Raw genomic sequence first — 22,805 nt, forward strand, 5'->3', positions numbered from 1 at the left:
GCGCGCGCCCGTCTTTGAGACCGTGATCCGTGCGGCCATGGGCGGCTGCCAAGGCACTGGAAGTTCGGCGAGACGCATTTCCGCCTTTTCCCATGCCGTCCGACAGGGAGGTTTCTGAGTGACCCGAGCCTCGCGGAGCACAGTGGCGAAATGTGCACATCGCTCGGCGCCCCAGGTTTCTGACGCTATCCTCTGCAGATAGGCAAATTCCATAAAGGCGCTCGAACCGACTTCGCAGCGCCGACGTTCCAGGTGGTTCTCAAGTTCGATGCAGCTCGGCGGCTGATCCGTCGGTCCCGCATTGCGGATGGTGTTCAGAAAAGTGAGGTGGTCGTTCATGTTTCTCGGATTCCTTGACGTGCTCGGCGGTTTCACGCGGCAGAGCGACGATCCAGATGCGCCAGCCATTCGTTCGAGATCAGGGACTCATCGAGCTCGGCGTAGTGATCGATGGTCGTCTGAAGGCGCTTGTGGCCCAGCAGGCGCTGGACCTTGGGCAGGTGATCGAGGCTGTCTTTCAGCCAGATCCAGCCCACAAGATGCCGGTAGAGGTGCGGATTGATGCGGACCCCGGCTTTCTGGTGAAGGCGCCTGGTTACCCGCTTGAGTAGACCGGCGTAATGTCCGTCAGCGTTGGTTTCTCCCTGGCTCGGAAAGAGATAGGGGTTCTCTTTCTGAGACGCCGTCAAAATCCTTGGCCGCACGGTTTCGAGGTATGTCCTGAGGAGCTTGCTCGTGGCCTGACCCAGCTGGATCGTCAGATCCGCATCCCCTGCGTTCCGCATTTTCACCTGCACAGCCGGGACAACGATACGGGCCCGTCCGTCCTGCCAGGTCACCCAGTCCAGCCTCGCCTTCACGACGTTGTCGCTCCGAGGAGCGCGTGCGAGCAGGATGTCATGCGCCAGGGCGGCCATGACGTCGCGACCGAGTTCCGCGTCGAGCACCTCGGCCGCCTCTGGAAGCCCCCCATCCGACTTGCGCGCAGCTTTGCGCTTTCGCTGGATCGAAGCGTTTATGTCGCGCAGCAGCACTGCACTGAGATCGATGGTCTGCTGAATCCGGGTTTCGTTGAATTGGCGCAGCTTGGACATGTTCCTGGGCGCAATACCTCGGCTGTTCACTCGATAAAGCGTGATCGTGTCATCGATCTCCCGCAGATCCTCCGGCGGGCGGCAGAGGTAATCCCGGGCGATCTTGCGCGCCGTCTTGAGCACGCTTGTCACGTAGTCGCTTGAGAAATCGCCTTGGTTGATTTCCGACAGGGTCTCCGCCGCAACGTCGAGGAATTCCGGATCGGTGAGTTCTGCGATGGTCTCGGGCACAACTTCTGCCGACGAGACGATGGCCTTTGCCAGTGAGACGATGTAGCCGCGGCGGATGGCGAGGGTCTTCTCGTTCCAGGTATGCTTGCCGACGAGAAAGCCAGCTTGGCGCAGCAATTCGGACCGGCTCGGAGCATCCTGCCGGCTTGTCCGGCCGGCGCGCTCGCATTTTTCCCGGCGCTTGGCGCGCAGCTTTGCCTTCTTGTCGCTGACGGTGTCCGCGGTTTCGTTGCGGTCCAGTTGCGCGATGAACTCGGTTCGCGACAGTCCGTCACGCGAAGCCTTTCCCTGCGCCCAGGGTGCCACACGCGTATCAAATTCATCCAATAGCGGCGCGATCAACTCTGGCGCAACCCGGAACTTGTCCCGCCCATCGTCGAAAGGATGAGATGCCGCAACGAACCCGAAACGGGTAAAGTCCGGCTCGGAGGCCAGCCGGGCGAGCAGTGTCGCAATCTCGCGGACGTGTTTTTCACAGCCAGCGGCACTTTTGGCCGAGGCCGCGACCCGGTGGTTGTAATAGGCAGCCAGGGTGCCCTGGGTGATATCTGCCGGCGCTATGCCCTGATCGTGGAGGAACAGAAGAAACGCGCCGCTGGCGTATTTTGCCGAACGCGGGAGAACGCTTGTCCGGATGGCGTCATGGACTTCCTTGTATCGTCCAGCGATGTCATCGATGCGCCGCTTTCGTTGGCGTGGTTGGCTCGAACCGACCGCCTTCACGAGCATGGAACGGTATGTCGCGTAGCTACCCGCTGCGAGGCCGAAGCGCGCCGGTTCATTGCGATCGAAGAAGTCGATCACATCTTGCTTGCACACTGGGCGCAGCTCCGGGGCCCATCCGGCGTTGCGGCACAACCATCGTAGCCGGGAGGCGAGAGCCCCCTCCCCTCTTTCCTGGGCAGTCTTGATCATCTCCGCAAAGGTGACACGGGAACCCGGCTGGGCCGCAAAGAGATCGTGCCCGGTGGCGGTTGACAGGGCAACCAGGGTCGCGTGGCGCGGCTTGAGGCCCGGAATGTTCAGAATGTCGCTGACGGCCTTCGGATTCAGTCCCGCACGCAGCGACAGCGCGCGCATGCTTTCGCCGCTGGTTTCAAGGTAGTCGCGCAACATCTGATCGAGTGTCATGGGGTTTCCTTCTCAGGCTCATGTGGGTTTTCGAGTTCGAGGTCCGGCCTTCCAGGGTCAGGCCGGACCCGAAGCTCGAAGACCGCGAGCCACTCATCCTTGATCGTCCAGGATTTCCCGAGCTTTGCGGCCTGAAGCTTCACGGGCCCGTGCGGGGTTGGGCAGCCGTGGTTGATCCAGTCGCGGATCGTATGTGGATCGCGTTTGAAGATCTCGGCCACTTCATTTGCTGTGTAATAGACGGGCTTGCGCATGATTTTCCTCCCTCGGGTTACGGAGGAATTGGGGTCAAATCGGCATTCCCGGAAATCTCGGGCACAAAATAACTGGAGATGTTGGAAAAATCGCGCCAACGCTGCCCACTGTTGGAGAGGAAAAGTGTCACTCCGGTAAGAGATACTTATTACCGGGTTGCCCCCTTTTTTCCGAATCCAACCAAATCTTTCTCTAAATGCCGGGTCGATCGCACGTCCGTTCCGAACGGAAAAGGAACGGCGATATGACACAATGGACACGAGAAGAACCGGCGCGCGACGGCATGGGACGGTTCTGCAACGCGGGCGCTTACAGGATTTCCCCGGCGTGCCAGCCGACCGTATTCATCCCGGCATCCGACGCGCGAAAAATGCTGTGGTCCGCCCTCGAACAGGCTGATCAGGTATTGCATGAGTCTGAAGGGCAAGGCGTGCCCAGCGTAGTCATCCGCGCGAGTCCCGGGGCCGGCAAGAGCACGCTGCAACGTGAATTCATGGCGGCGCGAGAGGCAGAAGGCCTTGGCGCACGGATTGCATTTCACGTCCCGACACTCGCCCTCGCCGAAGATGCCGCGCGGGAAGCGGCGGACCTCGGCCTTGCCGCACAGGCGATCCGGGGAAGGTCGGCGATCAGGCCGGATGGGTCAGGTCCGATGTGTGAAAAGGCCGACCTGGTCGAGCAGGCAAACCGCATCGGCCTTTCGGCACGGGAACATTTTTGCGAAAGCAAGACGGAGGACGGTGCCGTCAAACGCTGCCCCCACTTCGAGGGATGCGCCTATCTCCGCCAATTCAATGAAGAAGCTTCGTGCCACTTCCTCGCGACCGCATACTTCAACTTGCCGAAACTGCCGGGAATGGATCCCAACCTGAGGATCGTCGACGAGACATTCTGGCAAAACTTTCTGTTGATAAGGAACATCGATCCCATCGCCTTCAAGTCACCGCGGACAACATCGGATCCGACGGGTCACAACGATCTCCTCGTTGCCGCCGCGGATGTTGTCGGATCGCTCGTTAGGCATCAATCTCCGCTGAAACTGCCATATGAAGCAAAGGATTACGCGGCGTTTGCCGAGCTCGAACGGAAGGGGCAGGCCCCCGTCTCTGACATTCGGCCTGATGATGGTCTGGAATCGCAAAAAGCGAAGCTGGACAAGGCTGTTCTGCTGCACCGAAACGCCTCCCATTTCGCGGCTGTTTGGGAGGTGTTGCGCGAAGCAAAGGAGAAGAAGCTTACCTCGACCGAACGGCTACGCTTGTTCATCCAGGATCAGAAGGAAGTCCTCCGCGTGGCTTCCAGAAGGCCTTTGCGCCATGAGGAGCCCCTGCTGATCCTTGATGCGGATGCGGACCCGGAGATCCTGAATGCGCTCGGCTGCGATGTTCAGCAGGAACACCATCTGACGCTGCGGCCCAACGCCCATGTCGTGCAGGTCCATGATCGCCGGATGTCGATCACATCCCTGCTCGACAGCCAGAAAAATCGCGAGGAATGCCGGAGGCTGATCGCGAAGGAGGTGCTCCGGGACCGGCTTTCCGGGAACACGGGCGTCCTCGTCGGAGCGGCGCGATCCGTCGTTCAGAAGATCTTCGAAGACGCCGGTTACGATTTCAACGCGATGAGCCAGGACGAAGCGTCCCGGATCATGCTGACGACAAAGCTGCATGGCGCGCATTGGCTGTGGTTCGGCGGGCGGGCCTTGGGATCCAACCGCTACAAGAACTGTTCATCTGTCATTGTCTTGGGGCGTCAGGAACTGCCCATTTGGGCGCTCGAAGACCAGGGCCGCGCGCTCTGGGGCGATACTCACGGGGAACCGTTGCACCTCGTCGAGCCCGACCTGAGCGGTGCGCAACAGCTGCCTCTGACTGAGATCCCTTACGAAATGGCGGACGGGACCGGGATGGCCGTCCAAGTGCCTTGCCATCCCGATCCCCGGATCCGTCGGTTGCAGATGCAGTCGCGTGAGTTCGCCACGCGGCAGCTGGTTGAACGTCTGCGATTGGCGCACGCAGTCGAACGCAAGCGTGTCATCCTGGCATGCAATATCCCGATCCCGGGCCTTCCGGTGAATGAACTTGTCTCGTGGAACGCTCTGATCGGGTGTCGCATTGACGCCGCCATCGCCATCTCGCTGACCGAAAGGGCCGAGGTCACCTTCGATCGGAAAGGCATCGCAAAAGGAGCGCCAACTGTCTTTCCCTCTGCGGAGGCCGTCTCGGCCTATCTCAAGAGAAACAAGGCGTGTGCAGGACGGGTCAAGATGCTCAAGAACCTCGCGAAACCCCTTGGCGGCACTTTGAGAATCGATAACTGCTCGCCCAGTCCAAGACAAGCAGACGCTGCCCGGGCCGTACAGGCGCTGTTGTTCGCAGAGGCGTGATGGCCTTGCCGGGGTTTGGTGGAGATATGAGTCGGACCGTCTTACGCAGACGGCCCATTAGCGGATCTTCAGTCGCCACCCTTGCCTCCGCGGTGCGGCCTGTAGTTTCGGACATTCGCTGCGGATGCTAAATCGCGTGGCTTCGAAAAAGCCGTCTTTTTCTGCCAGAGCAACTTGCGAATCCGAAATAATTGTAAGCAGACCGAGTGGATGCCCTGAAAAGAAAAAAGGCGGCACTTATTGCTCTCAGCGCGTGTCTACATTAGCTGCGCGCCTGAAGCACCCGATGGCTGCAAAGACCAAACGGTCAAGCCTCAGCGACCTAAAGACGGCCTCAAGCATCCGGATTGGTATCGTTTGGCCATGTCCGCGAGCGGGATGGCCGAGATCTTTGACGCCATTCCGGCGCAGACGAACCGTTCAAACCGGTCAAGACAGACCGCCGCCGTGGCTTCCACGTCCGGCGCCAGATACTTGCGAGGATCGAACTGACCCTTGTCCTCTGCCGGCACCTTGCGGATCGCGCCTGTCAGGGCCATGCGCAGGTCGGTGTCGATGTTCACCTTGCGCACCCCGTGCCTGATGCCCAGTTCGATCTCTTTCAGGGGCACGCTCCAAGTTGGCTCGATTTCACCGCCATACTGGTTGATGATATCCTGCAGCTCCTGCGGAACGGAGGATGAGCCGTGCATCACCAAGTGCGTGTCCGGCAGTTTTGCATGGATCTTCTTGGGCGCGTCCATGGCAAGGATATCGCCATACGGTTTGCGGTGAATTGCCGTGGGCTTCGTGCATGCAGATCGGCGGATGCGGGTACATCTCTATCGCCGCGCGCCAGTGACCGTAAGTGCCTTGGATGACGCGCCGATCAGGCGCCGTGGTGGTATCGGTCGAGCACAGCGACTTCTTCCCGCGAACCCAGGATCACGGGCACACGTTGATGGTGCGACGTGGGCTGCAGGTCCAGAATGCGGTCCGAACCGGTTGTTGCCGCGCCGCCGGCCTGTTCGACGATCAGTGCCATCGGATTGGCCTCGTACATCAGCCGCAGCTTGCCGCCGGCATCGGCGTTTCCGGCGTCTCGTGGATAGAGGAAGACCCCGCCGCGGGTCAGGATCCGGTGCACTTCGGCCACCATCGATGCCGTCCAGCGCATGTTGAAGGTCTTGCCACGCGGGCCTTCCTGTCCCCGGATGCATTCGTCGAAATAGCGTTTCACCGGTGTCTCCCAGAGCGTGTAGCGAGAGGCGTTGATGGCGAATTCACTTGTGGATTCGGGGATCACCATGTCGGGAAAAGTCAGGCGGAATTCGCCGGTGCCCTGCTGGTGGGTGAAGCCGTTGACGCCGTTGCCGGTGGTCACGACCAGCGCGGTCGAAGGGCCGTAGACCGAATATCCGGCGCTGATCTGTTCGGATCCCGCGCGCAGCACCGATCGGTCGTCGGTGGCGTCGATCGCGGTCGGTAGCTGCGATATTGAGAAGATCGATCCGACTGACAGATTGACGTCAAGGTTCGACGAGCCGTCCAGCGGATCGAAATAGACGAGGTAGTCGCCGGCCTGCGGCTTGTCCTTCAGCCAGTAGACCTCGTCGACCTCTTCGGACACCAGCGCCGCGACCCGGTTGCAGTTCGAACAATGCCGGACGAAGATCTCGTTTGCGATCACGTCGAGTTGTTTCTGGGTCTCGCCCTGCACGTTTGTCGCATCGGTGGCACCAAGCCGGCCGGCAAAGGCGCCGCCGCGGATCTGGTGCGATATGATGCGGCAGGAGGTCGCGATATCCTCCAACAGGAAGATCAGGTCCTTGTCCAACTTGTGCTGGCTGCGTTCCGACAGCAGGAATTCGCGGAAGGTGATCTGTTGGGCGCTCATGGCAGGTATCCTGTTTCGGAGGTGTGTGCGGGCTACCGATTATCTGATGCCCAGTTGTTCAGCCAGCCCAGTGTGTTTTCGGTGTTTCCGGCGGGTTTGTATTCGGCGCCGAGCGGGGCGGTGTAGCCAAGGTCGGATATGACCCGGAAAACATGGTCGTAGTTGATCTCACCGTGATCGGGGGCGCCGCGATCCGGCACCGAGGCGAACTGGATGTGTCCGATCTTGGGCAGGAGCGCCTCGATCCTGTGAGTCAGATCGCCCTCCATCAGTTGCACATGGTAGCAGTCGAACATCAGCTTCAGATTGGGCGCGCCAACCGCCTCGATGATCGCAAGCGCCTGGTCGGTCGTCGTCAGGAAATAGCCCGGCGCGTCGTATTTGTTCAGCGGTTCGACCAGGATCGTGATGCCGTGGGGGGCAGCCTGGTCGCACGCGTATTGCAGATTCGCGACAAAGGTGCGCCGGGCCGCGTCCCCCGCGGCAAACCCCGCCATGACATGGATGTTCGGCGTGCCGATGGCGGTGGCATAGGCGATGGCCTCGTCGATGGCCTCCCGCGCCTCGGCCTCGCGTCCGGGGATGGCCGACAGCCCATTGTCACCGGCGCCGACATCGCCGCGCCGGGTGTTGAGGCCCAGCATCTGCAGGCCGGTCTCATCCAGGGCGGCCTTCACCTCGTCGGCGGGGATGACATAAGGCCAGTGGCATTCCACGGCGTCGAAGTCGGCCGCCTTGGCGGCGCGGATGGCTTCGGGCAACGGTCGATCGTTCCACAGGAACCCCAGGTTGGCGGAAAATTTCATGCGTCCCACTCCACGTCGAATTTGGTGACCAGCGCCTGCACCTGATGCTCGGTCAGACCGCGCGGCTGCATGCCACGGGTCATCATCGCCAGTCTGGCGGTGTCTTCCAGCTCTTCGATGGCGTTGCAGGCGGCTTCGATATCCTTGCCGGCCACGACGGGGCCGTGGTTGGCCAGCATCACCGCCGTGCGTTTGCCCGCCAGACCGCGCACCGCCTCGCCCATCGCCGGATCGCCGGGCAGGAAGAACGGCAGGAGCTTGACGCGGCCCAGCTTCATGATGCCGTAAGGCGTAAGCGGCGGCAGGAAGTTGTCCTCGTCCACGTCCGGCATCATCGACAGGGCAACGGAATGGCAGGAATGCAGATGCACCACCGCTCCCGCCGTGCTGCGAGTGTCGTAGAAGGCCGAATGCAGCGGCATTTCCTTGGTGGGCCTGTCGCCGTCCACGTGGTTGCCCGCCGCATCGAAGCGGCTGAGCCGGGCGGGATCGAGTCGCCCGAAGCTGGTGCCTGTGGGGCTGACCAGCAGGCCGCCGTCCTCGGTCCGGGCCGAGATATTACCGGTGCTGCCGCCGGTCAGGCCGCGGTCGAACATGGATTTCGCCAGCAGGCAGATCTGTTCGCGCAAGCGCGCCTCTGCGCTCATGACGCCAGCCTTTCCTGGGCATCGGTAAAGAAGGTCTCGGCGCCAAAATTACCGGACTTCAGGGTGAGCGCGATCTGGTGCCCGCCCGAGCGGCAATACGTCCAGGGCACGCCCGGCGCGATCTCGGTACCGATGTCGAGCTGGGTGACGCCGAGCGCCTTGGTGACCGCGCCCGAGGTCTCGCCGCCCGCGACGACCACCCGCCGTGCGCCCCTGTCGCGGGCCGCGACCGCGCAGGCCGACAGCGTGGCCTCGACGATCTCACCGGCGCCGGCAACGCCCAGCTTTTCCTGCGCGGCGCGCACGCTGTCGGGGTTGGCCGTGGCGTAGATCAGCGGGGCCGCGTCCAGATCCTGTTGCGCCAGCCAGTCGAGCGCCTGTTGCGGGCCGTTTTCGGCCAGGACGAGCGGGTCCAGTTGGAAAGCGGGGACACCACGGCTGGTATAATCCGCCACCTGCTTGTTGGTCATGGCCGAGCAGCTGCCCGAGAGCACGATGGTGCCGGTGTCCAGCCTCGGCGCCTCGGCCCTGGGCGCATCCGCCGACAGCGTGCCATCGGCCAGGTAAAGCGCCGGCAGCGGCATGGCCACGGCGCTGCCGCCGGTCATCAGGGGCATGTCGCGGCAGGCCTCGGCGATCACCGCGAGGTCTTCGTTGGCCACGGCATCGACCACCACATGCGCCACGCCCTGCGCCTCCAGCGCGTCCAGTTCCGCCCGCAGCGCCTGCGGCCCGCGCGCCACTATCAGCCGGTCCGCCAGACCAACGAGTCGTGTCACCTGCGGTTCCAGCAGGCGCATCAGGTTGCTGTCCCGCATGGGCGTCAACGGGTGGTCCTTCATCGGGCTTTCCGCCAAGGGTTGACGCCCGACAAAGAGGTTGCCCATGAAGATCGACCGCCCGTTTTCCGGGAAGGCCGGGCAATAGATCGTCTGGTCGGTGCCCAGGTCCGCCATCAACGCCTCGGCCACGGGGCCGATATTGCCCTCGGCCGTCGAGTCGAAGGTCGAGCAGTATTTCCAGAAGAACCGCTGCGCCCCCGCCGCCTGCAACCATTTGAGCGCAGCGCGGGTCTCGGCCACGGCCTCCCCCACCGGGGCGGTGCGCGATTTCAGCGCGATCACCTCGAAGGCGGCCGGATCGGCGGGGGGCTCGGACGGCACCCCGATGCGCAGCGACACGCGCACGCCACTGCGGGCCAAGAGGCCCGCCAGGTCGGTCGCCCCGGTAAAATCATCGGCGATACAGCCAAGAACCGTGGTCATGTGTCGTCTCCCGGCAACGTCAGCCCGGCATTGCGGGCATAGACCTTGGCCACGGCGGCATCGTCTTCCGAACCCAGCCCCATGCCCGCAGCGGCGAGGAACTGCTGCATCGCGGCGGCGGTGATCGGGGCGCTGAACTGCGCCGACTTGGCGATGTCGAGCACGATGCCCAGGTCCTTGGGCCAGATATTGACCGAGCTGAGCGGCCTGTAGTCGCCCGCCACGATATGCGGCGCGCGGTTTTCCAGCATCCAGCTGGTGCCGGCACATTTGCTGATCACCTCGACGAATTTCTCCGGGGTGACGCCCTGGGTCATGCCGAAGGTCAAGGCCTCGGCCATGGTGGCGATATGCACCCCGGCCAAGAGCTGGTTGACCGCCTTCATGGCGCTGCCCGCCCCGGCTTCGTCGCCAAGCTCGAACACCGTCTGGGCGATGCTGTCCAAAAGCGGCCGGGCGGCGGCGAAAGCGGCGGGCGTGCCCGAGGCCATGATCGACAGCTGCCCGTTGGCGGCCTTGGCCGCCCCCCCCGAAATCGGTGCATCAAGGTAGTGGACACCGGATTCGCTACATCGCGCCGCCATGGCACGGGCAAAAGCCGGCGGCACGGTGGCACAGGCCAGGACAACCGATCCGGGCTTCAGCTGGGCCACGATGCCGTCCTCACCGAACAACACGCTTTCGGTCTGGGCAGCGTTCAGCACCACTACGGCGACCGCGTCGAGCTCTCCGGCGGCGTCATTCAGGGCACTGCCCTGACCGCCCTCTGCCTGGAACCGGGCCACCTGGTCGGGGTTGATATCCGCCCCCCAGACCTTGTGCCCGCCACGCAGCGCCGAGGCTGCAATCCCGTATCCCATCGAGCCCAGCCCGACGACGGCGACTTTCTTACTGTTGTTTGTCATATCAGTCTCCTTTCGCCCATTCGGGCCTCTCCGAGCGGGCCGCCCAATTCGCCCACTGCAACCTGACGATCCCGCACGATCCCGCGGAACTCGGCCCAGTCTTCGTCAGACCAGTTGACCGTGGTGATATCGGGTTGGCCTCAGCCAAGATTTTCGGCTCGTCCAACCGGCTGAGCAAGCCACGGGGGCAGAACGAGGCCGACCCGTCGTAGATGGTCAGGTTTTTTCCAGCAGGCCGTCAAAATCGCCTTATTCAAGGATTCTTTCCTGCCCTGTGTCGAGGGTTGGAACGGCCATTGGAAGGCTCGCGCGATAACACTCGCGGCAAAGACTGGCGCCAAGCGTATTACGATACCTGAAATGGTAGAACCACGGGATTGGGTCTTCATATTTCCTCCACTGGGCACCTAAAGCGGGTTTTGGTGAACGGCTGCAAGAAATGCGTTCCAACGTGCAAATTCGACGTGCAACAAGTACTGGTATCGATACCGGTATTGATACCAGTGCCACGTATTGCGATACTTGGTCAACTGAAATCATTTTCTTCGGGTGCCGGGCACGGAGGTTCGAGGCCAAGTTTCGGGATTGGGGCAACTCTCCAGAGAACGGCAAGAGCATGAAAACAAGAAAAACTTTGGTAGACGTCGCGTCTGCGGCGGGTGTCAGCAAGATGACGGCTTCGCGCGCTCTTCGTGGCGATAAGGATGTCTCGGCCGCCAATATTGAGAAGGTGCGGCACGCCGCGCGCGAGATCGGGTACTACGGGAATCACCTGGCCGCGTCGCTGTCCAGTAAGCGCACCGACCTGATCGGGGTGGTTGTTCCCAGCTTGTCCAACATCGTCTTTCCGCAGATCATGTCCGGCGTAACTGACGCCCTAAAGGGGTCCACGCTGCAACCGGTGTTTGGCGTGACCGACTACGATCCCGAGGCCGAATACGACATCATCCGCAACATGCTGTCATGGCGGCCTGCCGGCCTGATCGTCGCCGGGCTCGACCAGCCGGAAGATACCCGCATGCTGCTGGCCGATGCCGGTATCCCCATCGTCCAGATCATGGATTGCGATGGCGAGCCGGTGGATGCCTGTGTCGGGTTCTCGCAGACCGGGGCCGGGCGCGACATGGCGACCGCCCTTCTTGCGACGGGCCGTCGGCGCTTTGGATATATCGGGAGCAATCTCGACAAAGACCTCAGGGCCGCCAAGCGGAAGAGGGGCTTCCACGACGCGTTACGCGATCAGGGTCTCGATTTTATCGACATGATCGATGGGTCGCACCTGGAGGGCGAGGAAGCCATGCTATCGGCCATCGCTTGCGGGCGCCGCATGACGGCCGAACTCCTTGCACGGCAACCTGACCTCGATTGCATCCATTTCTCTAACGACGACCTCGCCTTTGGCGGGTTGTGCCATTGTATCGCCGCGGGCATCGACGTTCCGGGCAAGGTCGCTTTGGCAGGGTTCAACGGGTTGGGCCTCCTTGAGGGGTTTCCCGGAAAAATCGCCACGTCCCGCACCGCTCGCCGCGAGATCGGCGAGACAGCCGCCAGGGTCATTCTGGAGACAATCAAGGGCGCCACAGCAGAGAGTGACAAAATCCACATACTGCCTCCAATAATCTCACTCGGAGATCTGGCGATGACTGCGAAATGAACTCGTCGAGCTTTCAAGGGGAAGAGATCTTCAAGGATTGCTTTAACGACCCGCACGCTTCGGCGGCGCAACACAATCGTGCTGGCAAACCTACTCGCAGTCATTAGTGACATTCTCGCCGTGCACCAGTGTAGTAAACTGCACGCTCGGAAGAGTGGGCTCGGAACAGGGGTAGCGCTTGGTCGACCTCGGTAGCGTGTCGCTCCCGGCCCATAGCGGTCATTACTCAAGATCACCGTTGCCGCAGCGCGGCTTCCCCATACCGGACCTTCATGGCACCGCGCAGTATAGTCCAAGGCCCCAAGGTCAGCAGTGCGCGGGAAACGGGAGTGACACCCGACAGGGTCGCACCTGGCCCGCCTGGCGGTCCCCGGCCCGTTTGTGACCTCGAAACATAGCTCCGCTGTCTCATCGCAGCATCTACAAGCGGTATAGGTTTCGGGAGGATGTGACGCGCTGACGAGACCACTCCGAGAGACAGCGCGTCAGGTGTTCAGCGGAACCTGGCTGCGTTCTCTGCGGCCGCAGCATCCGTGTCGCCCTGACCGAAAGCCGACGGTCGCGGCTCCGGCAGTTGCAGGGCCTCCTGGACCCGCGGCATGGCGTCGATGCGGTCGAACCACGCTTGCAGGTTCGGCAATCCGTCGACGCTCACCGTTGCCCAGAAATAGCTGCGTGCCCAAGGGTAGGTCGCAATATCTGCGATGGACATCGCATCACCGACCAGCCAGTCGCGCCCGGCAAGCCGCGTATCCAGCACTTCCAGCAGGCGGCGGCTTTCGGTCACGTAGCGGTCGATGGCGTAGGGCACCTCGTCGCCGTTCGGCTTGGCGATCCGCTGGAAGAACATCGCCTGGCCCATCATCGGGCCGATCCCACCCATCTGGAACATCAGCCATTGTAGCGTCTCCGAGCGCTCCTTGGGGTGGTGGCTGAGGAACCGCTCGTATTTCTCGGCGAGATACCACAAGATCGCGCCGCTCTCGAACACTGCGAAGTCATCAGCACCGCGATCCACGATGGTCGGAATGCGCCCGTTCGGATTCAGACGCATGTAAGCGGGCGTTTTCTGCTCTTTCTTGCCAAAATCGACCGGCACCATTTCATAGTCGATTTGTGCTTCGTGCAAGAAAATCAGGGGCTTCCAGCCGTTCATGGTGTTGGCGGTGTAAAGAACAATATCAGGCCGCGTCATTGGCAAGTTCCCCGAAGGTCGTGGCAAGATGGGCGTCGAAACGGGCGAGGTCGGTGGCCACGTCGGGGTTCTTCATCACGTCGAAGGCCCCAAAGGTCGGCAGCGGCGTCATGCCGAAGAACTTGGCGTTCAGATGGACCGGGCGCAGGAGATCATCCAGCGACATGCCCTCGAAGAACGGCTCTGCCAGGTCGTCGAAGGCTTCAGCCGGGGCGTTAAGCGTGGCTGAGATCATGTAACGCGTCGCCGCGAGCTTGCCGCCCATGCCGTAATTCGCTTTAGGTGCGGCGGCGTTGCGGCCGTCGCCATTTCTGAGCTGACCGCCCATGCCGACCGTGTAGACCTCATCCATGTATTTCTTGAAGGACCACGGCACGCCCATCCAGTTCACCGGGAACTGCAAGAGGACCACGTCCGCCCAGAGGTGGGTCTCAATCTCGGCCTGCACGTCGTAACCGGCCGCGACCGTGGTCAGGCGGACTTCGTGCCCCTGTGCTTCGAGCGTTGCCTTACCGCGCTCCGCGAGCGTTTCGTTAAGTGTGCCCGGAGCAAATTCGTAAGGTTGCGCGCCGTTGAGGATGTGGATCTTGCTCATGTCGTCTCTTCCGTTGCTGCGCCCGCTTGACTTCGGCGGGGTCCGGGATGAGATGAACGTGGTGGGAAGCAAAAACAACCAGTATACTTTTTGTAACCTAATGCGGAGCGGATCGGCGGAGCGGAAGACGATGGATGCAAAGATCGAGATAGACGGTGCCGGCCGACGGAGCGCGGCCAATGCCTGCACCGAGCCCTGCGCCATCGAGCGTGGCATGCGGATCATCGGAGGCAAATGGACCGGCTCCATCCTCTGGCACGTCAAGGATGGGCCGGTGCGGTTCAACGACCTCGCCCGGATGATCGGCGGCGCATCGAAGAAGATGATCACGGAACGCTTACGGCAACTCGAAGACCAGGGGCTGGTCAGGCGCGAGGTGTGTGACACCGCCCCGATCACCGTGGTGTACGAAATCACTGATTTCGGGCGAACAGCCTTGGGTTTCCTGGATGAACTGCGCAAGTGGAGTGAGGGCCTTCCGAAGAGGTTGACCGCCGATAGGCAATAGCGTGTCGAAGGCGCGACCGGCCCACTGCGGACTTTCGCCAAGATGGTCACCGTTGCGGCGCAGCTTCCCCGAACCGGCCGTTCGCACCTATGTGCAGCGCTGCCCCGTGGGTGAAGGGCAGCAGCACGGACATAACCGTAACCCAGAACGCGCTACCGTTACTCAGAACGCGTTCCAAATTGCTGCAAACGCCGCCAATGCGGTTTATTTGACCCTTTAACCATACGGTTCAAAGAAATTCATTTGAACCAGTCGTTCCAGTAACTGTTCGGGCTGAGCAAACTCGAACCTGCGCTCAGAGGAATGAAGGGTTCCAAATTACAGCACGGAAGACCGCCGCTCTCTCAATGGCCAAGGGGGATCGCGACTTCACCAAGCTTGCGGTTAATGCCGGTTTGGTGGTCTTCATACGCTGCGATCACGATGTCGCGCAGCCAATTATTGCCGGGATCCGACGCGTTGCGGGCGGACCAGGCGAAACGCATTGGGAAATCTTTGGGTGCCGCGACCGGTTCAAGCACTTGCAAGTCGTAGCGCGTCCACATCTCTTCCATAACGAAACTCGGTTGTGTTGTGACAAGATCGGTTGCGTCGAGCATCGGTCCCACAAGGGCGAAATCATGCACCTTGCCGCCCAGTGTTCGTGGACGGTTGAGCACTCTGTGCTCCTTTTCGATAGGAGTGCCTCCGGTATCTTCGACCGCGACTTGAAGATACCTGTAGTTCGCGGCGTTTTCCGCGCTCCACTCCTTGGCCACAGGGTGGTCTTTGCGCACGAAACTGAAAAACGTGACGGGCTCGAGATCGATGGAAGAAATCCCATCCATCAAGTGCGCCGGGCCGCCGACATGTAGAAGGTCGATCAATCCGTCGGCCAGATCATTCTGGTTGCTGGGTTTGATCCGGACCCACTCGATCATGACGTTCGGCGCTGCTGCAAGGATCGCGGCGGTCGTTTTCACCATGAAGGCCGGCGAGGTATGTAGGGCGATCCGAAACACCCGATCGCTTGTCGCCGGATCGAACGGCGCTTGCGGCGCAAGCGCACGGCGCAGGCCGCGCAGCACGGGCGACAGCTCATCAGCCAGAAGAAGAGCCTTGGGAGTTGGTTGCATCTTGCCTCCGACGCGCACCAGAAGTGGATCGTCGAATTGCGTGCGCAAGCGCCCAAGCGCGTGACTGACCGCAGAGGGCGTCAGGTGAAGCCGATCCGCCGCCGCAGCCACGCTGCCTTCCTCGATCAGCGCCTCGAAGGTCGCCAACAGGTTCAGGTCCATCTTGTGTAGCTGAATCTCGCTCATGTGGGGCTGAAATCGTTTCGTTGGACTGAAGCGATCATCGCGCCCATGATGATTGCAAGTCCAGTGAAAAGCATCCTTGCAGCGCGCAGAAAACGATCAAGCCGCTGAGTAGCCGGAAAGCTTTCGATCCTGGCAAGACCAAGCGACACGCGCATCGGCGTTGGCCAGCGGTCGCGCAACAGACCTGAACTGTATTCCTGACTAACGATCCCGTGCGCGCCCATTTCTGGCGCGGCAGGAGAGCTGTGCCAACCCAACTACCCCAAGAGAAGGACGGACCGATGACAGTAATCGAACAGACAAAAGCCCCCACCCATACGCTCAGCGGCCAGGCAAACGGACACATCTGGGGCGCGCGCGCCGCCGATTGGGCCTTGATTCAGGAACCGCAATGCGCAGCGGGCTATCACGCCGTGTTCGACAAGGCACCGGTCGGCCCCGGAACACGACTGCTCGACGCCGGCTGCGGCGCCGGGATGGCACTTCGCCTCGCGGCTGACCTCGGCGCGGAGGTCACAGGCATGGATGCCTCCGAAGCGCTGTTGAAGGTCGCGCGCGACCGCTTGCCTGACGCACGGCTTGAGCATGGCGACCTTGAGGTCTTGCCGTTCAAGGATGACAGCTTCGATATCGTCACGGGCTTCAATTCGTTCCAGTTCGCGGCTGATCCCGTCACCGCTCTCCGGGACGCGTGCCGTGTCACCCGCCCGGGCGGCAAGGTGTTCATCATGACGTGGGGGGACCCCGGCAGCATGGAGGTCACCGCGCTCGTTGCCGCGCTCAAGCCGCTTCTGCCACCGATGCCCGCGAATGCCTCTGGACCTTTTGCATTGTCGGAGCCCGGCAAGCTGGAAGCCTTGGCCACGAGTGCCGGGCTGACCCCGATCGAGGTGTTCGACGTCGACTCCCCGTGGCGCTACCCGGACCTTGCAACAGCGCAAAAGGGCCTCGGGTCGTCGGGTGTCGCCTTCAAGGCGGCCGAGACCAGCGGTCAGGATGCTCTTGATGCTGCGCATGAAGCGGCGCTTGCGCCGTTCCGTAAGCCGGATGGCAGCTACCGCGTCGGGGCGACCTTCCGTGTGCTCATGGCAAGTGTTGACGAGTAAGTTTTTCTTTGGTCGCAGCAGCCTGTCAGTCTACCCTCAGGTTGTTGCGACTCCCTCTTCCAAAACCAAGTTGATTTCGGAGAACACCATGCCTCAGATCATGCAGGTCGCAGTGATTGCTCTGGCGACACTTGGAACCAGTGCTGCGACGATAAAAGTGATGAACGAAGACATTCCTGACCTGGCCATTCCGGAGGGGGCCTGGAATGCTGGTAGCGAACTCGACGGCAAATCCTTCGATGTCATTGGAAGGGATCTCGACAGCGGTGCCGTACTTGAAGACCTGATCATTTTCCGTGAGGGGACATTTCAGTCGGTTGATTGCCAGACCTCCTGCGATTTTGGCTGGTCCGATTATCAAACGAAAGACGTCGACGGAGTGATCCATTTTACAGCCCGTACGATTTGTCCCGACGCGCCACATACCGTGGTTTGGTACGGCACGGTTGACGGCGAGGAGATCGCGATCGACCTCACTTGGACCACACGGCGCTGGTACTGGACCAATCAGATCGCGATCAAGGCAGTGGGCAGTTCGGTAACCCCCTTGGATGAAAACACCGCCGGCTGAGGCGAGGCGCATGACACCAACCGTTTTGAGTCTTCACGCCCTTCTCTTGCGCATTGTGATTCTGATTGCCGTGATCTTGCTCGCCACCTGGGGGGCGCATGAGATCCGTGATGCCCTGAACCTGAGGATCCGGCCCGATAACGAACAGCAGGTGCACCGCGTTATCATGCTGGGCTCGGTTGCCTATATCGTGTTGCTCGCACTTCCCTTTGTGCCGGGTGCCGAGATCGGAATTGCGATGCTGACGGCATTCGGCCCAAGTATCGCACCGCTGATCTACGTCACCACGGTGGCGTCGATGATGCTTGCTTACACCATCGGGCACTATCTGCCGATTGGTGCTCTGGAACGTTTGCTCTCCACTTTGCACATGCGCAGGGCTGCGGCACTTGTCGCCAGAGCGGCCCCTCTGTCACGAGACGAGCGGTTGGCGATGCTGCTTGACGGTCAATCAAAACGCGCGGTGAGTCTTGGCCTGCGTTATCGCTACATCGCGCTGGCGCTTGCGGTAAACACACCGGGAAACTCCATCATCGGAGGCGGCGGCGGCATCATGATGATCGCTGGCCTGAGCGGAATTTTCTCCCCAATCGCGACTTTCATAACCGTCGTGTTCGCTGTCTCTCCTGTTCCCTTGGCCGTGATTTTTCTCGGCTTGCGTTTTTAAAATATCTATCCACGAGGACGCAGGTTGGAGCTGCCTGCGGTGCGGGTGTCGCACAGGTCGGTTCTTGCATGAATTGAATGGCCGCTTACCCGCGTTCTCATCGTCGGCCTTGCGAGCGCGGCGAATGACTGCTCCCCGCCGTTTCTGTGGAAAAACAGCCTGTTGCTGTCGCAGAAATTGGCGGCTTAAATGGAGCGCGAGCGCCTTTTTCATCAGGCTTTTTCCGTTTTCTGCGGTGCAGGAAAGATCTTCGCCAGTTTGCGGAGGTTCTGGGCGGTTGCGGCGAGGAGGAATTCGTCATTTGCGCCGCATGGACCACGCAATCGGAGCCGCCCCAGGCCAAGGATGCGCTTGAGGTGGGCGAAGCGCATTTCGACCTTCTTCCGGAGCTTCATCGAGATGTCGTATTGGCGGGTCTTCGCAATGTCGCGGGCGACCTGCCGGGCGTTTCCATGCTCCTCGCGGGTGATTGACCGGAATGGACCTGTCGCGGTTTGATGCCGCTCCTTTGATAGCATTTATTGCAACAAAGGAGACGGACTATGGGACGGACGAGTTTCGTCAGGATGCGGTGCGTATCGCGCTGACCAGCGGACTGACGCGTAAGCAAATGGCAGATGATCTTGGCGTCGGGATGTCGACGGTGATCGTGTATATCTGGGAGGGCGACGCCGGTTTTCAGCCCAAAACCGTGGTGCTGAAGGAACGCCTGCTCTTGTGCACAATCGCATATCGCAACGTCTACCTGGCGGTGATGGACTTGATGATCCAGGGCTATTTCAGCGCCAACCAGCTGTTGACCAAGAAGATCGCGCTGGATGACATCATCGCCGAAGGTTTCGAGGCCCTTGTGGCCGAGAAATCGCAGGTCAAGGTTCTGGTCAAGTCACCCGGCTGACCCTTTGGATGCACGCCCCCGGGTGTGCACCCATTTGCCACCCGCCCCCCTACCCTACCGGCATCACGTCGATGCGGCGCACGCCCGGATCGATCTCCGCAAAGGCGTTCAGCAGTTGCGGCAGGAAATGCGTGTGTACGTAATCCGCCACGAATTTCGACGGCGCGGCCAGCGTCACCCGCCCGTCCTCATAGGCCATTTCCGACAATTGCCCGAACCACGCCCTGGCCTGCGCCGGGCTCTCCCTCTGCAATTGTGCCAAAACCTGCCCCCACATGCCCTCTGCGGCACCGCTGCGGGCACGGGGCTGAAAGGGGATCACCTTGGGGTCCTGTTCCGGCACCGCATCCCCCTCCCCTGCCCCGCCGTGGCGGTCCTGCATTCGGGCCACGAAATCCGTGCCGATGGTGTTCCAGCTGGTCCGCGTATCCGCCATCACCGCGTCGAGGTTGAGCGCATAAACCGCCACACGCCCTTTGACCGCGGCGCGCTTGACCTCGACCCACCCGGCGCTGCGCATCTTGGCCATCTCGCGTTTGACGGTCCGTTCATCCACCGACCACAGCCGCGCAATCTCGGCCCGACCGATGGACAGCTCGTTGTGTTGCCAGTTGTAACGGGTGGTGATCAGAACCATCAACCGCAGCACCAGCCGCTGGCGGTGCTTGTCTCCCGACAGGGCCGAAACCCCAAGGGCTGAGAGTATGTCGTACTTCAGGGCAGACGCATTACGTCCGACCGGTTTTGCCACCTGCATGACCTGCTCCGCCTCTTCGCCGGTCCGACCTTTCGGCCCATCCATTAGGACTGTCCGGCTGTCATGCCCGGATTATGAACGCCTGCCAACGCTTTTCCGAGCTTGAGGCCAATTTGCGTCCAACTATTCGATTCTGTCAAGCGATCGAACGCTTCGCTGTCGTTCGGCCCTTCCTCTTATCCCCTTTAAAAAAAGTAATAGGTGAAGATGCAGGTGATGGGGGACATGCAGGCTGTCCCCTTATTGGCCAAAAATGTCCCCCTATTGGTGGGGAAACCGGCCCGGGTGTCCCCCAATATATTGCGGGGGTATCAAGGGTTTCCGCCCATCCGGCGCGTGACTGCGCCGAATCGGTCTGGCGGCCCCTCCCCCTTTCATTTCTTACCCGTGGGTAAGACCGCCCTGCCCTGCATATGGATGATAATAGGTTTTGCGTTAAACGCAAATAAGGCGTAAATCAGAAAAAAAGACGCAAAACCGTCCTGCGAGGCACAGCATGTACACACACGAAGATCTGGGCATTCTCCAGAACCGCTCCCTGAAACTGCAGGGCTGGATCCGACAACAGACCTTTTCACCGGGCATGGAAAAGACGCTGCGACGCTTTTCCAGTTGGGAGGTGTCGGAACTAATTTTTCGCATCAACCAGTCCACCTTTCGAGGTAAGCTGGCCGCCGATCCCTCGCTGCCCACCGGTGAGGTCGAACAGGAAGGCCGTCAGCGCTGGTTCTCGCTGGAGGAAATCAATGAACTGCGCCGCCGGTTGAAGATCAACAAGCGCAGCCTGATGCCCCACCGCCCCACCGGGCAGCGGGCCATCCGCGCGGCGGTCGCCAACTTCAAGGGCGGCGCGGGCAAATCCACCGTAGCGCTTCACTTTGCGCATGCCGCCGCCCTCGACGGATATCGCGTGCTGGTCGTCGACTTTGACCCGCAGGCCACGCTCAGCCATTCGATGGGCCTGACCGACGTCGCCGAAGAACACACCGTCTGGGGCATCATGGCCCGCGACCTGATCCGCGAAACCGAACGCATGAACCGTGGCCCCGTCGGCGCGGAATCCGGCGCCGCCCTGCCCCAGCGCCACCTGCCTGCCGCAATCACCGAACTGGGCCTTGGTGACCTGCGTATCGGCGATTTCATCAAGCCCACGTCCTGGCCCACCATCGATGCTATCCCGTCCTGCGCCAACGCGGCCTTTGTCGAATTCGCCAGCGCCCAGTACCGCCACCTGAACCCGGACTGGTCCTTCTTTGCCGCCGTGTCGCGTTACCTCGACCAGATCCCTGACGACAGCTATGACGTCATCATCTTCGACTGCCCGCCGGCCATCGGGTATCAGTCGATGAACGCGGTCTTTGCCGCCGACATCCTCTATGTGCCTTCCGGTCCCGGCTACTGGGAATACGACAGCACCACTTCTTTCGTCGGCCAATTGTCCGAGGCGCTGGAGGATTTGTCGGCGGGGTTCGACGGAACCTTACCCACGGGTAAGATCGCCCTGCCCAAGGCGTTTTACGATATCCGGTTCCTGCTGACCCGGTACGAGCCCGGCAATGACCTACACCGCGCAATGCAGGACGCGTTTCGCAAGGTCTGGGGCGAACATGTCACCGACAACCCGGTCGAGATGACACGCGCGGTGGAACAGTCCGGCCGATTCCTGAACTCGGTCTACGAAATGGATTACCGAGAGATGACCAGAGAGACCTGGCGCAGAGCACGTTCTACATTCGACGCGGCCTATGAGGAATTCCGCCAAACCGTGCACGACGCATGGGCGCAGATGGAGGCAGACCAATGAGCAAGAAGCGCAGGATGTTCGACATCGACCTGCCCGAAATGGGAGACATGGAGGTCGGCAAGGTGCCGGACCGCGCGCTGCGCCGGGGGCCGATGGCCTCTGCCATCAACGAAAACGCGCATTCGCTGCGCGACCGCAAGGCGGCGGAGGACACCATCCGCGAAGAAAACGACCGCCTTGCCACCGAATTTGTCCGGCTGAAACGCGAGGGGCTGATCACCGACCGGGTGCCGCTGGACGACGTGGTGACGGACCGCCTGCTGCGGGATCGCAAACCGGGTGCCGATGAAGAACTGGAAGAGTTGAAAACCTCGATCCGCGAAATCGGCCTGTCCAACCCGATCCGGGTCGAGGCGCGCGATGACGGCAAATACGAGCTGATCCAGGGTATGCGCCGTTTGATGGCGTTCAAGGCGCTGCATGAGGAAACCGGCGATGCGGCGTTTGCCACCATCCCGGCGGGCATCGTGCCCACAGAGGCGCAGTTGCAGACCAGCTATCGCCGCATGGTGGATGAGAACTTGATCCGCAAGGATATCTCATTCGCCGAAATGGCGACGTTGGCGGGGCGTTATGCGGACGACCCCGCGAACAACTGCCCAGACGTGGCCGACGCGGTTTCGGTGCTGTTCAAATCCGCGACCTACACCAAGCGCAGCTATATCCGCGCCTTTGCCGAATTGCTGATGCGGCTGGACAAGGTGCTGGAGCACCCGCAGGACATCCCGCGCAATGTCGGGGTAGAACTGAAGCGGCGGATGGACCGGGACGAGGCACTGGTCTCGCGCGTGATGGTGGCCTTGCAGGCAGAGCCGGGCCGGGACGCGGCGCGCGAGGTCGAGATCCTGCGTGGCTTTGCCGAAGGGCAGGGGGCCTTACCCACGGGTAAGGCCAGCGAAAAGCCGGCCCGTCCGCGGCAGGCCAAGACCACCTTTCAGGTGCCGCTTCGCAAGGGCGTGGCCAAGTGCAGCGCCTCGCAGGGGCGGCTGGAACTGCGGGATGAGCGGGACTTTTCGGCGATCGACCGGCGCAAGCTGGAACAGGCGATTGCGGCCTTTTACGCGGCGCTGGACGGCTGAAAGGGAACGGGTCTTACCCGTGGGTAAGACCCGATACACCGCGCCGCTCTGCAATCTTACCCACGGGTAAGACA

Annotated in this window: 20 protein-coding genes and 3 pseudogenes; 9 read left to right on the top strand and 14 right to left on the bottom strand. The window is 61.4% G+C overall.

Annotation, left to right across the window (positions count from 1 at the left end; translation table 11 throughout):
* The 3 genes from ACTXGA_RS19750 to ACTXGA_RS19760 all read right to left on the bottom strand — a co-directional run.
* Positions 1-339, bottom strand: a 339-nt coding sequence (locus ACTXGA_RS19750; RefSeq protein WP_443396336.1) for a hypothetical protein, incomplete at its 3' end; no start/stop codon positions are given.
* Positions 340-371: 32 nt separating this feature from the next.
* Positions 372-2,456: a tyrosine-type recombinase/integrase gene (locus ACTXGA_RS19755; protein ID WP_443396337.1), complete on the bottom strand. Its 2,085-nt coding sequence runs from the start codon at positions 2,454-2,456 to the stop codon at positions 372-374.
* Complete coding sequence (locus tag ACTXGA_RS19760; protein WP_443396338.1) at positions 2,453-2,710, bottom strand: helix-turn-helix domain-containing protein; 258 nt, start codon at positions 2,708-2,710, stop codon at positions 2,453-2,455. The genes ACTXGA_RS19755 and ACTXGA_RS19760 overlap by 4 nt, the downstream gene beginning before the upstream one ends.
* Positions 2,711-2,955: 245 nt before the next feature.
* Between ACTXGA_RS19760 and ACTXGA_RS19765 the strand changes: the two genes are divergently transcribed.
* Positions 2,956-5,097, top strand: coding sequence for a hypothetical protein (locus ACTXGA_RS19765; RefSeq protein ID WP_443396339.1), 2,142 nt, complete (start codon positions 2,956-2,958; stop codon positions 5,095-5,097).
* 314 nt (positions 5,098-5,411) lie between these two features.
* On the opposite strand, the pseudogene ACTXGA_RS19770 reads toward ACTXGA_RS19765, so the two are convergent.
* From ACTXGA_RS19770 to ltnD, 6 genes and pseudogenes are all read right to left on the bottom strand, one after another.
* Positions 5,412-5,867: pseudogene (locus ACTXGA_RS19770) on the bottom strand (class II fructose-bisphosphate aldolase); the annotation flags it as partial.
* Positions 5,868-5,965: 98 nt separating this feature from the next.
* A complete protein-coding gene (locus ACTXGA_RS19775; RefSeq protein WP_443396340.1) occupies positions 5,966-6,973 on the bottom strand; it encodes a class 1 fructose-bisphosphatase in 1,008 nt (335 codons plus the stop codon).
* A gap of 32 nt (positions 6,974-7,005) precedes the next feature.
* Entirely contained in the window at positions 7,006-7,779 is a 774-nt protein-coding gene (locus tag ACTXGA_RS19780) for a hydroxypyruvate isomerase family protein (RefSeq protein WP_443396341.1), read from the bottom strand.
* Complete coding sequence (gene otnC, locus ACTXGA_RS19785) at positions 7,776-8,426, bottom strand: 3-oxo-tetronate 4-phosphate decarboxylase (RefSeq protein ID WP_443396342.1); 651 nt, start codon at positions 8,424-8,426, stop codon at positions 7,776-7,778. Before otnC ends, ACTXGA_RS19780 begins: the two co-directional genes overlap by 4 nt.
* On the bottom strand, positions 8,423-9,691 hold the full coding sequence (gene otnK / locus ACTXGA_RS19790) for a 3-oxo-tetronate kinase (RefSeq protein ID WP_443396344.1): 1,269 nt from the start codon (positions 9,689-9,691) through the stop codon (positions 8,423-8,425). Before otnK ends, otnC begins: the two co-directional genes overlap by 4 nt.
* Complete coding sequence (gene ltnD / locus ACTXGA_RS19795; RefSeq protein WP_443396346.1) at positions 9,688-10,596, bottom strand: L-threonate dehydrogenase; 909 nt, start codon at positions 10,594-10,596, stop codon at positions 9,688-9,690. The genes otnK and ltnD overlap by 4 nt, the downstream gene beginning before the upstream one ends.
* 439 nt (positions 10,597-11,035) lie before the next feature.
* On the opposite strand from ltnD, the gene ACTXGA_RS19800 reads away from it, so the two are divergent.
* Entirely contained in the window at positions 11,036-12,250 is a 1,215-nt protein-coding gene (locus ACTXGA_RS19800; protein WP_443396347.1) for a LacI family DNA-binding transcriptional regulator, read from the top strand.
* A gap of 493 nt (positions 12,251-12,743) precedes the next feature.
* On the opposite strand, the gene ACTXGA_RS19805 is transcribed toward ACTXGA_RS19800, so the two are convergent.
* Together ACTXGA_RS19805 and ACTXGA_RS19810 are read right to left on the bottom strand one after the other, a co-directional pair.
* Positions 12,744-13,445 carry a glutathione S-transferase family protein gene (locus ACTXGA_RS19805; protein ID WP_443396348.1) on the bottom strand — a complete coding sequence of 234 codons (702 nt, stop codon included), beginning with the start codon at positions 13,443-13,445 and terminating at the stop codon, positions 12,744-12,746.
* On the bottom strand, positions 13,432-14,040 hold the full coding sequence (locus ACTXGA_RS19810) for an NAD(P)H-dependent oxidoreductase (protein ID WP_443396349.1): 609 nt from the start codon (positions 14,038-14,040) through the stop codon (positions 13,432-13,434). The genes ACTXGA_RS19805 and ACTXGA_RS19810 overlap by 14 nt, the downstream gene beginning before the upstream one ends.
* A 130-nt stretch (positions 14,041-14,170) precedes the next feature.
* On the opposite strand from ACTXGA_RS19810, the gene ACTXGA_RS19815 reads away from it, so the two are divergent.
* Positions 14,171-14,548: a winged helix-turn-helix transcriptional regulator gene (locus ACTXGA_RS19815; protein WP_443396350.1), complete on the top strand. Its 378-nt coding sequence runs from the start codon at positions 14,171-14,173 to the stop codon at positions 14,546-14,548.
* Positions 14,549-14,892: 344 nt separating this feature from the next.
* Here ACTXGA_RS19815 and ACTXGA_RS19820 read toward each other — a convergent pair whose 3' ends face one another.
* Positions 14,893-15,849, bottom strand: coding sequence for a LysR family transcriptional regulator (locus tag ACTXGA_RS19820; RefSeq protein ID WP_443396352.1), 957 nt, complete (start codon positions 15,847-15,849; stop codon positions 14,893-14,895).
* Positions 15,850-16,130: 281 nt separating this feature from the next.
* Here ACTXGA_RS19820 and ACTXGA_RS19825 point away from each other — a divergent pair, with 281 nt between their 5' ends.
* The 3 genes from ACTXGA_RS19825 (at position 16,131) to ACTXGA_RS19835 (ending at position 18,193) form a co-directional block, all read left to right on the top strand.
* Complete coding sequence (locus ACTXGA_RS19825) at positions 16,131-16,955, top strand: class I SAM-dependent methyltransferase (protein ID WP_443396353.1); 825 nt, start codon at positions 16,131-16,133, stop codon at positions 16,953-16,955.
* 88 nt (positions 16,956-17,043) lie between these two features.
* Positions 17,044-17,526 carry a hypothetical protein gene (locus ACTXGA_RS19830; RefSeq protein ID WP_443396355.1) on the top strand — a complete coding sequence of 161 codons (483 nt, stop codon included), beginning with the start codon at positions 17,044-17,046 and terminating at the stop codon, positions 17,524-17,526.
* 10 nt (positions 17,527-17,536) lie between these two features.
* Positions 17,537-18,193 (top strand): hypothetical protein, encoded by a 657-nt coding sequence (locus ACTXGA_RS19835; RefSeq protein ID WP_443396356.1) that lies wholly within the window; start codon positions 17,537-17,539, stop codon positions 18,191-18,193.
* A gap of 212 nt (positions 18,194-18,405) precedes the next feature.
* On the opposite strand, the pseudogene ACTXGA_RS19840 reads toward ACTXGA_RS19835, so the two are convergent.
* Positions 18,406-18,675 (bottom strand): annotated as a pseudogene (locus tag ACTXGA_RS19840) (transposase); the annotation flags it as partial.
* A gap of 38 nt (positions 18,676-18,713) precedes the next feature.
* Here ACTXGA_RS19840 and ACTXGA_RS19845 point away from each other — a divergent pair.
* A pseudogene (locus ACTXGA_RS19845) lies at positions 18,714-18,851 on the top strand (transposase); the annotation flags it as partial.
* Between the two features lie 289 nt (positions 18,852-19,140).
* Here ACTXGA_RS19845 and ACTXGA_RS19850 read toward each other — a convergent pair.
* Positions 19,141-19,893 carry a DnaA N-terminal domain-containing protein gene (locus ACTXGA_RS19850; RefSeq protein ID WP_443396357.1) on the bottom strand — a complete coding sequence of 251 codons (753 nt, stop codon included), beginning with the start codon at positions 19,891-19,893 and terminating at the stop codon, positions 19,141-19,143.
* Between the two features lie 451 nt (positions 19,894-20,344).
* Between ACTXGA_RS19850 and ACTXGA_RS19855 the strand changes: the two genes are divergently transcribed.
* Together ACTXGA_RS19855 and ACTXGA_RS19860 are read left to right on the top strand one after the other, a co-directional pair.
* Positions 20,345-21,652 (top strand): AAA family ATPase, encoded by a 1,308-nt coding sequence (locus ACTXGA_RS19855; protein ID WP_443396358.1) that lies wholly within the window; start codon positions 20,345-20,347, stop codon positions 21,650-21,652.
* Positions 21,649-22,731, top strand: coding sequence for a ParB/RepB/Spo0J family partition protein (locus ACTXGA_RS19860; protein WP_443396359.1), 1,083 nt, complete (start codon positions 21,649-21,651; stop codon positions 22,729-22,731). The genes ACTXGA_RS19855 and ACTXGA_RS19860 overlap by 4 nt, the downstream gene beginning before the upstream one ends.
* Positions 22,732-22,805 lie beyond the last annotated feature (74 nt).

This window comes from Antarctobacter jejuensis (assembly GCF_052266595.1).
Classification (GTDB): Bacteria; Pseudomonadota; Alphaproteobacteria; order Rhodobacterales; family Rhodobacteraceae; genus Antarctobacter; species Antarctobacter jejuensis.

Bases quoted from the DNA above. Each gene is read 5' to 3' on its own strand.
- ACTXGA_RS19805 (WP_443396348.1), bottom strand. From the start codon at position 13,445: ATGACGCGGCCTGATATTGTTCTTTACACCGCCAACACCATGAACGGC.
- ACTXGA_RS19765 (WP_443396339.1), top strand. From the start codon at position 2,956: ATGACACAATGGACACGAGAAGAACCGGCGCGCGACGGCATGGGACGG.
- ACTXGA_RS19755 (WP_443396337.1), bottom strand. From the start codon at position 2,456: ATGACACTCGATCAGATGTTGCGCGACTACCTTGAAACCAGCGGCGAA.
- ACTXGA_RS19850 (WP_443396357.1), bottom strand. From the start codon at position 19,893: ATGGATGGGCCGAAAGGTCGGACCGGCGAAGAGGCGGAGCAGGTCATG.
- ACTXGA_RS19855 (WP_443396358.1), top strand. From the start codon at position 20,345: ATGTACACACACGAAGATCTGGGCATTCTCCAGAACCGCTCCCTGAAA.
- ACTXGA_RS19830 (WP_443396355.1), top strand. From the start codon at position 17,044: ATGCCTCAGATCATGCAGGTCGCAGTGATTGCTCTGGCGACACTTGGA.
- ACTXGA_RS19780 (WP_443396341.1), bottom strand. From the start codon at position 7,779: ATGAAATTTTCCGCCAACCTGGGGTTCCTGTGGAACGATCGACCGTTG.
- ACTXGA_RS19810 (WP_443396349.1), bottom strand. From the start codon at position 14,040: ATGAGCAAGATCCACATCCTCAACGGCGCGCAACCTTACGAATTTGCT.
- ACTXGA_RS19760 (WP_443396338.1), bottom strand. From the start codon at position 2,710: ATGCGCAAGCCCGTCTATTACACAGCAAATGAAGTGGCCGAGATCTTC.
- ACTXGA_RS19825 (WP_443396353.1), top strand. From the start codon at position 16,131: ATGACAGTAATCGAACAGACAAAAGCCCCCACCCATACGCTCAGCGGC.
- ACTXGA_RS19800 (WP_443396347.1), top strand. From the start codon at position 11,036: ATGCGTTCCAACGTGCAAATTCGACGTGCAACAAGTACTGGTATCGAT.
- ACTXGA_RS19815 (WP_443396350.1), top strand. From the start codon at position 14,171: ATGGATGCAAAGATCGAGATAGACGGTGCCGGCCGACGGAGCGCGGCC.
- ACTXGA_RS19775 (WP_443396340.1), bottom strand. From the start codon at position 6,973: ATGAGCGCCCAACAGATCACCTTCCGCGAATTCCTGCTGTCGGAACGC.
- ACTXGA_RS19820 (WP_443396352.1), bottom strand. From the start codon at position 15,849: ATGAGCGAGATTCAGCTACACAAGATGGACCTGAACCTGTTGGCGACC.
- ACTXGA_RS19860 (WP_443396359.1), top strand. From the start codon at position 21,649: ATGAGCAAGAAGCGCAGGATGTTCGACATCGACCTGCCCGAAATGGGA.
- otnK (WP_443396344.1), bottom strand. From the start codon at position 9,691: ATGACCACGGTTCTTGGCTGTATCGCCGATGATTTTACCGGGGCGACC.
- ltnD (WP_443396346.1), bottom strand. From the start codon at position 10,596: ATGACAAACAACAGTAAGAAAGTCGCCGTCGTCGGGCTGGGCTCGATG.
- otnC (WP_443396342.1), bottom strand. From the start codon at position 8,426: ATGAGCGCAGAGGCGCGCTTGCGCGAACAGATCTGCCTGCTGGCGAAA.
- ACTXGA_RS19835 (WP_443396356.1), top strand. From the start codon at position 17,537: ATGACACCAACCGTTTTGAGTCTTCACGCCCTTCTCTTGCGCATTGTG.